Source organism: Variovorax ginsengisoli (genome assembly GCF_030486595.1).
GTDB classification, from domain to species: domain Bacteria; phylum Pseudomonadota; class Gammaproteobacteria; order Burkholderiales; family Burkholderiaceae_C; genus Variovorax; species Variovorax ginsengisoli_B.
This window is the reverse complement of sequence record NZ_JAUJZH010000023.1, coordinates 12,687-24,758: the sequence shown is the minus strand read 5'-3', so window position 1 is coordinate 24,758 and position 12,072 is coordinate 12,687. Positions and strand designations below refer to the sequence as shown.

Sequence of the window (12,072 nt, the reverse complement as noted above, 5' to 3'; positions counted from 1 at the left end):
GATCTCCCGATAATCGCGAGCCATGGTACGCCCCACCCAATACCTCCATCCCCAGCGCGAGCCGGCGCCGGTCCGCGCCGCCGCGACCGTGCTGCTGCTGCGCGACACGGCCGACGGCATCGAAGTGCTGATGACCCGGCGCTCCGCCGACGCCAGCTTCGCGCCCGGCGCCTACGTCTTCCCCGGCGGGCGCATCGACGAGGGCGACACCCCCGCGCGCGCCATCGCGACGCGCCGCCGCACCCAGAGCCGCGTGCAGCTCACGCAGGCCATCGCCGCCATCCGCGAGAGCTTCGAGGAACTGGGCGTGCTGCTGGCCCACTACCCCGACGGCCGGCCGGTGAGCGCCGAGGAAGTCGCCGCGATGGACCGCGGCACCGCCAGCACCACGGTGGCCTTCGCCGACCAGTGCGTGGCGCGCGGCCTGCTGCTGTCGACCGACAAGGTGTTCACCTTCGCCCACTGGATCACCGACCGCGACCTGCCCAAGCGCTTCGACGTCCCCTTCCTGGTGGCGCGCATGCCCGAGGGCCAGACGCCGACCGCCGACGAGACCGAGCAGTTCGAACCCTGCTGGGTGCGGCCGGCCGACGCGCTGGCGCGCCATGCGGCCGGCAGCTTCTTCATGATCTTTCCGACCGTGCGCACGCTCGAGCGCATGGTCGCCTACCCGACGGTCGACGCGGTGCTCGACGCCTGCGCCAACCGCGCCGCCGGCGAAGGTCCGATCTGGACCAGCTGTCCGCGCGCGGGCTGGCTGGCCGGCCAGGAAGCCCGCTACATGGAGACCGAGTCGGCCTTCGGCGAACTGGCGCTGGTCAGCCCCGACGGCCAGATCGTCCACACGCTCGACTGGCAGAGCGCACAGGCGGTGCCGCTCTTGAAGAACGTGCAGCGCCTGACCGCGCCGAACCCGGGCGCCATGACCGGCCCCGGCACCAACAGCTACATCGTCGGCGATGCCGACAGCGGCTACATCGTGATCGATCCGGGTCCCAACGACTTCGACCACATCGGCCGGCTGTGGCGCGCGACCCAAGGCGACATCCGGATGATCGTCTGCACCCACTCGCACGCCGACCATTCGCCCGGGGCCCTGCCGCTGCAGAAACTGTGCAAGACGAGCCCGCCGATCCTCGGCCTGGCCTCGGCGCCGACGGCCCGCTCCACCGCCCGCTTCACGCCCGACCGGGTGCTGCAGGACGGCGAGCGCCTGGTCCTGACCACGCCGGCCATCAGCGACAGCGGCGAGACCCGGGTGCCGCTGCACACGCTGCGCGTGATCCACACGCCGGGCCATGCGGCCAACCACCTGTGCCTGGTGCTGGAAGAAGACGGACTGCTGTTCTCGGGCGACCACATCCTCAACGGCAGCACCACCGTGGTCGATCCACCGGACGGCAACATGAACGCCTACCTCGACTCGCTCGACAAGCTCGATGCGGCCTGCGCCGACGGCGGGATCGGCTTCATCCTGCCGGCGCACGGCTACGTGCTGGGCGAGGCCCGCGCCGCCATCGCCCACCTGAAGGCGCACCGCCTGAAGCGCGAGGCCAAGATCGCCGCGGCGATGCGCCAGTTGCCCGAGGGCACGCCCGAGCAGTGGCTGCCGCTGGCCTACGACGACGTGCCCGAGCGCATGTGGCCGGTGGCCGCGCGCTCGCTGGCGGCGCATGTCGAGCGCATCCAGCAGATGGCCAAGCCATGAAGGACGCCGACGACGAAGGGATCCGGCTCGCCAAGCGGGTCGCGGCGCTGGCCGGCTGCTCGCGGCGCGAGGCCGAGCTGCTGATCGAGAACGGCGCGGTGCGGGTCGACGGCCGGCCGGCGCTGGTGCCGCAGGCGCGGGTGCATGCGCACCAGCAGGTCGAGATCGAATCCGGCGCCCGGCCCGAGCCGGTGGTGCCGGTCACGCTGTTGCTGCACAAGCCCGCCGGCATGGCGACCGAGACGGCGCACCGGCTGCTGGTGGCGGCCAACCACCACGAACCCGAACGCGCCGGCCTGCGCTTCCTGCCGCGCCACGTGGCGGCCCAGCGCTGCATGACGCCGCTGGAGACCGGTGCCAGCGGGCTGGTGGTGTTCACGCAGGAGTTCCGGGTCGAGCGCAAGCTCCAGGAAGACGCCGGCATCATCGAGCACGAGGTGATGGTCGACGTCGCCGGCCCGGTCGGGCCCGAGACGCTGGCCCGCCTGGAGCGTTCGCCGGCGCGCGTCAGCATCGGCCAGCAGGCTGAGGGCCACACCGGCCTGCGCTTCGCGCTGAAGGGCGCGCGTCCGGGCCAGATCGCCCATATCTGCGACGACGCCGGGCTGCAGATCCTGGCGATGAAGCGCATCCGCATCGGGCGCGTGCCGCTGTCGGGGTTGTTGCCGGGGCAGTGGCGCTATCTGACGCCGAACGAACGGTTCTGAGACCTTGCGGGACAGACCAGGAAACTGCGCAGCAGTTTTTGCTCTGTCCTCAACTGATCAGAAAAAGTGTGGAGCACGCCTGTAAGCCGGATTCTGTGCATCCAGGACCGCTTGCGCGAACCTGAACGTGACCGCCATTACTCTGGGCCGTTTGTCGCCAAACGGCTCGATGCCACCTACCCGCCAGCTCTGCGGAACCACATCGACGCTGGCCTACTTGGTGTTGCTGCGCGCAGAGATTGCCCGTTTCACCCGGCCGGGGTTGCCCCTGGCCGACTCGTCTCTGTTGCTCTGATCCTCACCTCGCGGTGGGGAGCCGTTAGCTCCTGCGCTGTCCTGTGCAGTCCGGACGTTCCTCCAGTGCGCTCTTTCGAGACTTGCACCAGTGACGGTCCGGCGTGCTCCACCCGCGGATTATCGCCACAATGGCGCTCCTCCCCTTTTTCCGACCCCGGGGCCCGGCCCCAAGGAGACCGAATGAAAGCCGACACCATCCTGCAAACCATCGGCGGCACGCCGCATGTCCGCATCCAGCGCCTCTTCGGCCACGCCACGCAGCAGGTCTGGATCAAGTGCGAGCGCGCCAACCCCGGCGGCTCGATCAAGGACCGCATCGCGCTGTCGATGGTCGAGGACGCCGAGCGCTCGGGCGCCCTGAAGCCCGGCGGCACCATCGTCGAGCCGACCTCCGGCAACACCGGCATCGGCCTCGCGATGGTGGCGGCGGTGAAGGGCTACAAGCTGATCCTCGTGATGCCCGACAGCATGTCGGTCGAACGCCGCCGGCTGATGCTGGCCTACGGCGCCAGCTTCGACCTGACGCCGCGCGAGAAGGGAATGAAGGGCTCGATCGCGCGCGCCGAGGAAATCGTCGCCGGCACGGCCGGCGCCTGGATGCCGCAGCAGTTCGACAACCCGGCCAACATCGAGGTCCACGAACGCACCACGGCCGAGGAAATCGCGGCCGACTTCCCCGATGGCATCGACGTGCTGATCACCGGCGTGGGCACTGGCGGCCACATCACGGGCTGCGCCCGCGTGCTCAAGAAAAAGTGGCCGAAGCTGCAGGTCTTCGCGGTCGAGCCGGTGGCCTCGCCGGTGATCTCCGGCGGCCAGCCCTCGCCGCATCCGATCCAGGGCATCGGCGCCGGCTTCATCCCGAAGAACCTCGACACCGCGCTGCTCGACGGCGTGCTGCAGGTCGACGCCGAGCCGGCGCGCGAGATGGCGCGCCGCTGCGCGCGCGAGGAAGGCATGCTGGTCGGCATCTCGTCGGGCGCGACCCTGGCCGCGATCGCCCAGAAACTGCCCTCGCTGCCGGCCGACGCGGTGGTGCTGGGGTTCAATTACGACACCGGGGAGCGCTACCTGTCGGTGGAGGGGTTTCTGCCTGGGTGAGGCCTTGCGGGACAGACCAAGAAACTGCGCAGCAGTTATTGCTCTGTCCTCAACTGACTGGAGGCGGCCGAACCACCCCGGCCCGGCCTACGTCGCGATAATCGGCCTTCCCTGCTTGATAAACACAAGCCCACGACATGCTGAGAATCTCCGAAATCAAGCTCCCCCTCGCCCACGACGCGGCGGCACTGCCCCAGGCCATCGCCTCGACGCTCGGCATCGCCGTCGACGCCATGGCCGGCCACACGGTCTTCAAGCGCAGTTTCGACGCCCGCAAGGCCGAACTGCTGCAGGTCTACATCGTCGACGTGGCGATCTCCGATCCGGCGCTCGAAGCCAGCCTGCTGGCGAAGTTCGCCGAAAACCCGCGCATCGGCGCCACACCCGACATGTCCTGGCAGGCACCAGTCGAGGCGCCGGCCGCGCTGCCGCTGCGTCCGGTGGTGGTCGGGTTCGGCCCATGCGGCATCTTCGCCGCCCTGATGCTGGCCCAGATGGGCTTCAAGCCGATCGTGCTGGAGCGCGGCAAGACCGTGCGCCAGCGCACCCGGGACACCTGGGGCCTGTGGCGCAAGAGCGTGCTGAACCCGGAGTCGAACGTGCAGTTCGGAGAAGGCGGCGCCGGCACCTTCTCCGACGGCAAGCTCTACAGCCAGATCAAGGATCCGCGCTTCCTCGGCCGCAAGGTGATGGAGGAGTTCGTCAAGGCCGGTGCGCCGCCCGAGATCCTCTACGTCGCGCACCCGCACATCGGCACCTTCAAGCTGGTCAAGGTGGTCGAGAACATGCGCGAGCAGATCGTCCGGCTCGGCGGCGAGATCCGCTTCGAGCAGCGCGTGACCGACGTGCTGCTCGAGGACGGCCCGGATGGCGGCAAGACGCTGCGCGGCCTGGTCGTGCGCGACCAGCAGACCGGCAAGATCGAAGAGCTGCGCGCCGACCACGTGGTGATGGCGCTCGGCCACAGCTCGCGCGACAGCTTCGAGATGCTGCACGCGCGCGGCGTCCACATCGAGGCCAAGCCTTTCTCGATCGGATTCCGGGTCGAGCATCCGCAGGGCCTGATCGACCGCGCCCGCTGGGGCCGGCATGCCGGCCATCCGCTGCTCGGCGCCGCCGACTACAAGCTGGTGCACCACGCGAGCAACGGCCGCTCGGTCTACAGCTTCTGCATGTGCCCGGGCGGCACCGTGGTGGCCGCCACCAGCGAGCCGGGCCGGGTCGTGACCAACGGCATGAGCCAGTACTCGCGCAACGAGCGCAACGCCAACGCGGGGATCGTGGTGGGGATCGAGCCGCGCGACTTCCCGGGCTGGGAAGACGGCCGCACCGGCCCGGCGCTGGCCGGCATCGAACTGCAGCGCTCGCTGGAATCGAATGCCTTCGTGCTCGGCGGCGGCGACTACCGCGCGCCGGGCCAGCTGGTCGGCGACTTCATCGCCGGCCGGCCCTCGACCGCACTCGGCAGTGTCGAGCCGTCGTACAAGCCGGGCGTCACGCCCGGCGATCTGCACGCCGCGCTGCCGGCCTATGCGATCGAAGCCATGCGGGAGGCCTTCCCGGCCTTCGGCCGCAAGATCAAGGGCTTCGACCTGCACGACGCGGTGCTGACCGGCGTCGAGACCCGCACTTCGTCGCCGATCCGCATGACCCGCGGCGAGGACTTCCAGAGCCTCAACGTGCGCGGCCTGTACCCGGCCGGCGAAGGCGCGAGCTATGCGGGCGGGATTCTCTCGGCGGGGGTCGACGGCATCAAGGTCGCCGAAGCGGTCGCGCGCAGCATGGCCGCGCGCGCCGGCTGATCAACCCTGCGCGCCCTGCAGCGCCGCGATGCGCTGCTCGATCGGCGGGTGGGTGGCGAACAGGCTGCCGAGCTTGCCGGTGATGCCCATGGCCTCGACCGACTTCGGCAGCTCGCCGGGCGGCAGGCCGCCCAGGCGCGCCAGCGCATTGATCATCGGCTGCTTGCGGCCCATGAGCTGCGCGGCGCCGGCGTCGGCACGGTATTCGCGCTGGCGCGAGAACCAGGCCACCACGATGGCGGCGGCGAAGCCCAGCACGATGTCGAGCACGATGGTGGTCACGAAGTAGCCGATGCCCGGACCCGACGAGCGTTCGTCGTTGCGGCGCAGGAAGCTGTCGACCGCATAGCCGATCACGCGCGACAGGAACACGACGAAGGTGTTCATCACGCCCTGGATCAGGGTCATCGTGACCATGTCGCCGTTGGCGACGTGCGCCACCTCGTGACCGATCACGGCCTCGACCTCTTCGCGCGTCATGTTCTGCAGCAGGCCGGTCGACACCGCCACCAGCGCTGAGTTCTTGAAGGCGCCGGTGGCGAAGGCGTTCGGGTCGCCCTCGAAGATGCCGACCTCGGGCATGCCGATGCCGGCCTTGTCGGCGAAGTTGCGCACGGTCTGCACGATCCAGGCCTCGTCGGGCGACTGCGGGTCGTTGATGATCCGCACGCCGGCCGACCACTTGGCCATCGGCTTGCTGATCAGCAGCGAGATGATCGCGCCGCCGAAACCCATGATCAGGGCGAAGCCGAGCAGCGCCCCGAGGTTGAGCCCGTTGGCCGTGAGGAAGCGGTTGACGCCCAGCAGGCTGGCAACCACGCCCAGGACCGCGACCACCATCACGTTGGTCAGGACGAATAGAAGGATGCGTTTCAAGTTGGATTCTCCGTGGGAAAACAGGGGTGTCCGCCTCTGGACATGAGGGTCGCGACCCGGCTTGCAAGGGTTCGGGCGCCATCATAGGAGGAACCGTGGGAAGCAAGATTAAGTCCCTCAGGGCTGACAAAGCACCGAATACCAACTGGAATCAGAAGGAAATCTCGCGCCGCGGCCGCGGGCTCCTGAACACGAAGGGGTCGTCGTAGAAGGCCGGCGCCTCGTTGGGCGCCCACCAGCCCGGGACGCCCAGCACCGGCAGCGGCACGAAGGGCTTGGTGGCGAGCCAGGCGGGATCGAGCGCAGCCGCGATCCTTGTGTCTTCCGGGCCGAGCGACGGGCTGGCGCCCGGCGCCACCAGCACATGGGCGGTGGCCGCCTTGCGCGGGGCGGCGAGCTTCTCGAGCAGCGCGTGGCCGAACAGCTGCAGCCGGGCATCGCGCCACAGGTCGCGCCGCGTGACGAAGAGCCGTTGCCAGTCGCGCGCGACAAGCGCCTCCCACAGGTCTGGCGGGGCGTCGAGCACCGCGCCGTTCTCGTCGAACAGCGTCAGCGCATCGCGCAGCGGCCCGCGCGTGGCACCGATGCCGGCGCGTGCGATCTCCGCCGCCTGCAGTTCGTTCAGGCGCCGCTTGGCGTGCGGAAAGCGCAGCCACACCAGGCCGTTGAAGAGATCGTGCAGGTTGTCGCGCGTCGGCACGCCGGCGGTGCGGAAGATGAAGGCCTCGTAGGCTTCGGCGCCCGCGCTGTCGCCCGCGACGAAGCGCAGCGGCCCGGCGGCCAGGTCGATGGGCGACGGCTCGCGCGCCAGCGCCTCGGCCACGCCGGCGCCGGACGCGGTTCTTGCGGCCACCCGTTGCACACGGGGCACGAAGGGCGCCAGCCAGGGCGCTGCGGCGTCGACGGCCAGGCCGGCAGCCATCGCCGTCGCCTCAGGCCGGCATCGGCCCGATGTACTGGACCTTGTTGGGCGTCTTCTCGGGGGTCAGCAGGAACAGCTCGGGGTATTTCTTGAACAGCTTGGGCGAACTCGCACTCTTGCCGAGCAGCTTGGCGGCGCGCAGTCGCTCGGCCGCGACGTTGAGCTCGACCTTGTTGCCCATGCCGAGCTCGGCCACGGCATCGAGGATGTGCAGCACGTCATCGGGCAGCACCGGGGCGCGCGGCGCCGGGGCGGGCGCTTCGGCCTTGGTGCGGCGCGGCGCACGCGCGGTGCGCTTGGCGGCGGGCTTGGGTGCGGGCTCCGCCTTGGCGGCCTGCCGGGCGGCGGGCCTGGCGACGGCGGCCTTGCTCGAAGACGAATGATGCTGGAGGTCGACGAAGCTGTCGTAGATCGCCACGGTCTCCTCGCCGGTCTTGCCCTGCTGGCCGATGCCGCAGACGCGGCAGCCCTTTTCACGCAGCCGGATCACCAGCGGCGCGAAATCGGAGTCGGACGACACCAGCACCACGACATCCGGCCGCTCGGCGATCACCAGGTCGATGGCGTCGACCGCCAGCGCGATGTCGGTGCTGTTCTTGCCGGCCGACAGGTTGACCATCGGCCGGATCGACAGCCGCTTGAACAGCGACTGCTGCTTGAGTGCGGTCTCTGCATTGCAGTAGGCGCGCCGCACATGCACCGCGCCGTGCTCGGCCAGGGTGCGTTCGAGCGCCTGCTCGATCACGTCGGCCGACACGTTGTCGGCGTCGACCAGCAGCATCACGCGTGGCGACAGACTCATGCGAGCCTCCAGGCCACGGTTTCGCCGCCTCGCAAGGGCTTCAGCGTGGCGTCGCCGTAGGGCACGGTCTCGGGCACGGTCCAGCTTTCGCGCCGCAGGGTCACGCTGTCGGTGTTGCGCGGCAGGCCGTAGAAGTCGGGGCCGTGGAAGCTCGCGAAGCCTTCCAGCTTGTCGAGCGCACCGGCGTTGTCGAAGGCCTCGGCGTAGAGCTCGATCGCGGTCAGCGCGGTGTAGCAGCCGGCGCAGCCCAGCGCATGCTCCTTGAGCGCAGCCGGGTGGGGCGCGCTGTCGGTGCCGAGGAAGAAGCGGTCGCTGCCGCTGGTGGCAGCCTCGACCAGCGCCACGCGATGGGTCTCGCGCTTGAGCACCGGCAGGCAGTAGTAGTGCGGCCGGATGCCGCCGGTGAAGATCGCGTTGCGGTTGTAGAGCAGGTGGTGCGCCGTGATCGTGGCGGCGGTGAAGCGATTCGCATCGCGCACGTAGTGGGCGCCCTCCTTCGTCGTCAGGTGCTCGAACACCACCTTGAGCTCGGGGAAATCGCGCCGGAGCGGGATCATCACGCGGTCGATGAAGACCGCCTCGCGGTCGAACAGGTCGACCGCCGGGTCGGTCACCTCGCCGTGCACCAGCAGCAGCAGGCCGTGCTTCTGCATCGCCTCGAGGGTGGCGTAGGTCTTCTTGATGTCGGTCACGCCGGCATCGCTGTTGGTGGTGGCGCCGGCGGGGTAGAGCTTGAGGGCGCGGACGCCGGCCGCGGCGGCGCGCTCGATCTCGTCGGGCGGCAGCTTGTCGGTCAGGTAGAGCGACATCACGGGCTGGAAAGCGGAGCCGGCGGGCAGCGCCTCGAGGATGCGGGCGCGGTAGTCGAGCGCCTGCTGCGCGGTGGTCACGGGCGGGCGCAGGTTGGGCATGATCAGCGCGCGGCCGAACTGGCGGGCCGAATGCGGCAGCACGGCTTCGAGCGCGGCGCCGTCGCGCACATGCAGGTGCCAGTCGTCGGGGCGGGTGATCGTGAGAGTGTCGGCGGGGGTGGTCATGGGGCCGATTGTCCCATCGCGCGGCCCTCGGGCCGCTGCCGGGCGAGGACCAGGTCGGCCAGCCAGCGCGCCCAGGCGTCGGCCCGCTGGTCGTCGGGAAGCCGCAGCAGCGCCGAGGGATGCAAGGTCACGAAGACCGGCAGGCCGTCGCTGCGCTCCCGGAGCCAAGTCCCGCGCTCGGACTGCACGGCCACCGCCCGGCCGAGCAGGGCCCGTGCCGCGGTGGCACCCAGAGCGACCAGCGCGCGCGGGCGCACCAGCGCGATCTCGTGCGCCAGCCAGCCCGCGCAGGCCTCGGCCTCGCGCTGGGCCGCCGTCTTGTGGATGCGGCGCTTGCCGCGCAGCTCGTACTTGAAGTGCTTGACCGCGTTGGCCAGGTAGACCGCATCGCGCGGCCAGCCCAGGTGTGCCATGGCCTGGTCGAGCAACTGCCCGGCGGGACCGACGAAGGGCCGGCCCTCCAGGTCCTCGAGGTCGCCGGGCTGTTCGCCGACCAGCATGTGCGCCGGCTGCGGCGGCCCTTCGCCGCAGACCGCCTGCGTCGCCAGGGCGCCGATCGGACAGGCCCGGCAGGCATTGGCGGCAAGGCGCAGGTCGTCGAGCGACCGTGGCACGGCGCCTTCCGCCGGCATCGGATGCAGCGGGATCGGCGCCCGGATGCGGCGGGCCGGCGTCGGCGGCGCTTCGATCATGGCGCGGCTGCGCTCGCCGGCCGTTGCCGACAGCGGCTCGATCAGCGCCGCCTCGGGCAGGTTGTGCCAGTAGCGACGCGGCATCTCGCGCCGCATCATCGCCAGCTTGAGCCGCGCCGGATTGAAGATGTGGGCGTAGTAGGTCAGCCAAAGCTGCTCGCCGGCATCGGGCGGCGGCTTCTCGCGGCGGTCGGCACCCGGGCCGAAACGCAGATCGGCGCCGTCCCATTCGACGCAGCGCTCGGGCGTCAGGATGGCCCAGCGCATCTGGGCGAAGCGGCGCATGAAGAAGGGCGCATTGGCTTCGACGATGTGGTGCTCGGGCTCGAACCAGGCGACATGGCGCTCGCCGTCGACGCGGGTGAAGCGCACGAAGGCGCGCATCTTGTGGATGTCCCGGCGGACCTCTCGGGCCAGTTGCTGCGCCCGCAGCAGATCGGGGTCGAGGGGATCGTGCCGCAGGGCCGGCTCGCGCAGCAGCCGCCAGAGCAGGCGGTAGAGCAGTCCGAAGCGCTGGGGCTCGCTGTGCAGCAGGGCCTCGTCGCACAGCGCCGCGAAGCCTGCGGGCGCATGCACCACGGCCGGCGCTCCCGGCGCATGGCCGGGAGCGCCGGGCGCTTCGTCGCCCCAGAGCGAGCCCGTGGCGCCGCGCGGTGTGTCGTCGTCCGACCAGTCGACCTCCGAGGGCTCGGCACCCTGCCCGAGCAGCCGCCTCGCTTCGCGCCGGAAGCCCTCGCGGTCGGCCGCGCCGTCGAGGCGCACGCTGTGGCGCGCCATCAGAAAAGCGGCGCCTGCTGCTGCCGCGCCTGGCGCGCGCGGGCCTCGTGCACCGCGCGCGGCCGCGCCGCGGGCCGGTGGCCGTCGACCTGCACGAAGGGCAGCACCTTGCGCGCCGGCAGGTGCAGCCGCTGCAGGTCCTCGGCCCGCAGACGCCGCACGCGCCGGGCTTGCAGCAGGCTCGCGACCGCCTTGACGCCGAGGCCGGGCACGCGCAGCAGCCACTCCCGAGGCGCCGTGTTGAGGTCGACCGGAAAACGTTCCTCATGCGCCAGCGCCCAGGCGAGCTTGGGATCGACGTCGAGCCGCAGCAGCCCGTCCGGTGCGGCCACGATCTCGTCGTGCGCGAAGCCGTAGAAGCGCATCAGCCAGTCGGCCTGGTAGAGCCGGTGCTCGCGCATCAGCGGCGGCGCCTGCAGCGGCAAGGCGCGCGCCGCATCGGGAATCGGGCTGAAGGCCGAGTAGTACACGCGCTTGAGGCGGTAGGCGCCGTAGAGCGTGGCGCTCGACGCCAGGATGCCGCGGTCGTCGGTGGCGTCGGCGCCGACGATCATCTGCGTGCTCTGGCCAGCCGGCGCAAAGCGGGGCGGCTTCGCGGCTTTAGGCGCCGCGGCCGGCAGCGCGCGGATCGGCAGCACGCGGCGGGCGTCGTCCTCGCGCTCGTCGATGTGCAGCCGAAGCCGCGCCATCGAGCGCCGGATCGCACCCTCGTCCTTTTCGGGTGCCAGCGCCTTCAAGCCGGCGGCCGTCGGCAGCTCGACGTTGATGCTCAGGCGGTCGGCGTAGCGGCCCGCGCGCAGCAGCAGCTCGTCGCTGGTGTCGGGAATCGTCTTCAGGTGGATGTAGCCGCGGAAGTCGTGGTCCTCGCGCAGGGCGCGGGCCACCTCGACCACCTGCTCCATGGTGTGGTCGGGCGACTTGATGATGCCGCTCGACAGGAACAGCCCCTCGATGCAGTTGCGGCGGTAGAAGTCGAGCGTCAGCTGCACCACCTCGTCGACGCGGAAACGCGCGCGCGGCACGTTGCTGGAGGCCCGGTTGACGCAGTAGAGGCAGTCGTACTGGCAGTGGTTGGTCAGGAGGATCTTGAGCAGCGAGATGCAGCGGCCGTCGGGCGCGTAACTGTGGCAGATGCCGGCCCCCTCGGTCGACCCGATGCCGCGGCCGCCGAGCGAGTCGCGCTTGCTCGTGCCGCTGGACGCGCACGAGGCGTCGTACTTGGCGGCGTCGGCGAGGATGGCGAGTTTCTGCTGGAGGTCCATGGTCGGCGCCGAATACTGGATGAATGAACAGTATTCTGACCCGCGCCGCAAGACCCTCCGGGCCTCGTTGGCATCGGCGCGCAACGAAG

General features: G+C 70.5%; 10 protein-coding genes and 1 other RNA gene. 4 read left to right on the top strand and 7 right to left on the bottom strand.

Translation table 11 applies throughout. The features are described from left to right. The first annotated feature begins 22 nt into the window (after window positions 1-22). Together QZH52_RS26635 and QZH52_RS26630 are read left to right on the top strand one after the other, a co-directional pair. Window positions 23-1,708 carry an MBL fold metallo-hydrolase gene (locus QZH52_RS26635; RefSeq protein WP_301813705.1) on the top strand — a complete coding sequence of 562 codons (1,686 nt, stop codon included), beginning with the start codon at window positions 23-25 and terminating at the stop codon, window positions 1,706-1,708. Further along, a complete protein-coding gene (locus QZH52_RS26630; protein ID WP_301813704.1) occupies window positions 1,705-2,415 on the top strand; it encodes an RNA pseudouridine synthase in 711 nt (236 codons plus the stop codon). The genes QZH52_RS26635 and QZH52_RS26630 overlap by 4 nt, the downstream gene beginning before the upstream one ends. A 66-nt stretch (window positions 2,416-2,481) precedes the next feature. Here the strand turns inward: QZH52_RS26630 and rnpB are convergent. Next, window positions 2,482-2,820: RNase P RNA component class A (gene rnpB, locus QZH52_RS26625), an RNA gene on the bottom strand. Between the two features lie 72 nt (window positions 2,821-2,892). Here rnpB and cysK point away from each other — a divergent pair. Both cysK and QZH52_RS26615 read left to right on the top strand, forming a co-directional pair. Beyond that, a complete protein-coding gene (cysK, locus tag QZH52_RS26620) occupies window positions 2,893-3,813 on the top strand; it encodes a cysteine synthase A (protein WP_301813703.1) in 921 nt (306 codons plus the stop codon). Between the two features lie 137 nt (window positions 3,814-3,950). Next, the gene (locus tag QZH52_RS26615) at window positions 3,951-5,615 is read left to right on the top strand and encodes an NAD(P)/FAD-dependent oxidoreductase (protein WP_301813702.1); all 1,665 of its coding nucleotides are present in this window, start codon (window positions 3,951-3,953) and stop codon (window positions 5,613-5,615) included. Here the strand turns inward: QZH52_RS26615 and htpX are convergent, their stop codons facing one another. The 6 genes from htpX to QZH52_RS26585 all read right to left on the bottom strand — a co-directional run bounded on the left by htpX (window position 5,616) and on the right by QZH52_RS26585 (window position 11,983). Then, window positions 5,616-6,491, bottom strand: a complete 876-nt coding sequence (gene htpX / locus QZH52_RS26610) for a protease HtpX (protein ID WP_286533987.1) — start codon at window positions 6,489-6,491, stop codon at window positions 5,616-5,618. Window positions 6,492-6,642: 151 nt separating this feature from the next. Next, a complete protein-coding gene (locus tag QZH52_RS26605; RefSeq protein WP_301813700.1) occupies window positions 6,643-7,413 on the bottom strand; it encodes a DUF3025 domain-containing protein in 771 nt (256 codons plus the stop codon). A 10-nt stretch (window positions 7,414-7,423) separates the two neighbouring features. Beyond that, window positions 7,424-8,215 carry an NYN domain-containing protein gene (locus QZH52_RS26600; RefSeq protein WP_301813699.1) on the bottom strand — a complete coding sequence of 264 codons (792 nt, stop codon included), beginning with the start codon at window positions 8,213-8,215 and terminating at the stop codon, window positions 7,424-7,426. Continuing rightward, window positions 8,212-9,252, bottom strand: coding sequence for a dihydroorotase (gene pyrC / locus QZH52_RS26595; RefSeq protein WP_301813698.1), 1,041 nt, complete (start codon window positions 9,250-9,252; stop codon window positions 8,212-8,214). Before pyrC ends, QZH52_RS26600 begins: the two co-directional genes overlap by 4 nt. Then, the gene (locus QZH52_RS26590) at window positions 9,249-10,721 is read right to left on the bottom strand and encodes a UdgX family uracil-DNA binding protein (RefSeq protein ID WP_301813697.1); all 1,473 of its coding nucleotides are present in this window, start codon (window positions 10,719-10,721) and stop codon (window positions 9,249-9,251) included. Before QZH52_RS26590 ends, pyrC begins: the two co-directional genes overlap by 4 nt. Then, entirely contained in the window at window positions 10,721-11,983 is a 1,263-nt protein-coding gene (locus QZH52_RS26585) for a putative DNA modification/repair radical SAM protein (RefSeq protein ID WP_301813696.1), read from the bottom strand. The genes QZH52_RS26590 and QZH52_RS26585 overlap by 1 nt, the downstream gene beginning before the upstream one ends. Window positions 11,984-12,072: the final 89 nt, after the last annotated feature.

Bases quoted from the DNA above. Each gene is read 5' to 3' on its own strand.
- QZH52_RS26605 (WP_301813700.1), bottom strand. From the start codon at position 7,413: ATGGCTGCCGGCCTGGCCGTCGACGCCGCAGCGCCCTGGCTGGCGCCC.
- QZH52_RS26590 (WP_301813697.1), bottom strand. From the start codon at position 10,721: ATGGCGCGCCACAGCGTGCGCCTCGACGGCGCGGCCGACCGCGAGGGC.
- pyrC (WP_301813698.1), bottom strand. From the start codon at position 9,252: ATGACCACCCCCGCCGACACTCTCACGATCACCCGCCCCGACGACTGG.
- QZH52_RS26600 (WP_301813699.1), bottom strand. From the start codon at position 8,215: ATGAGTCTGTCGCCACGCGTGATGCTGCTGGTCGACGCCGACAACGTG.
- QZH52_RS26635 (WP_301813705.1), top strand. From the start codon at position 23: ATGGTACGCCCCACCCAATACCTCCATCCCCAGCGCGAGCCGGCGCCG.
- QZH52_RS26630 (WP_301813704.1), top strand. From the start codon at position 1,705: ATGAAGGACGCCGACGACGAAGGGATCCGGCTCGCCAAGCGGGTCGCG.
- QZH52_RS26615 (WP_301813702.1), top strand. From the start codon at position 3,951: ATGCTGAGAATCTCCGAAATCAAGCTCCCCCTCGCCCACGACGCGGCG.
- QZH52_RS26585 (WP_301813696.1), bottom strand. From the start codon at position 11,983: ATGGACCTCCAGCAGAAACTCGCCATCCTCGCCGACGCCGCCAAGTAC.
- cysK (WP_301813703.1), top strand. From the start codon at position 2,893: ATGAAAGCCGACACCATCCTGCAAACCATCGGCGGCACGCCGCATGTC.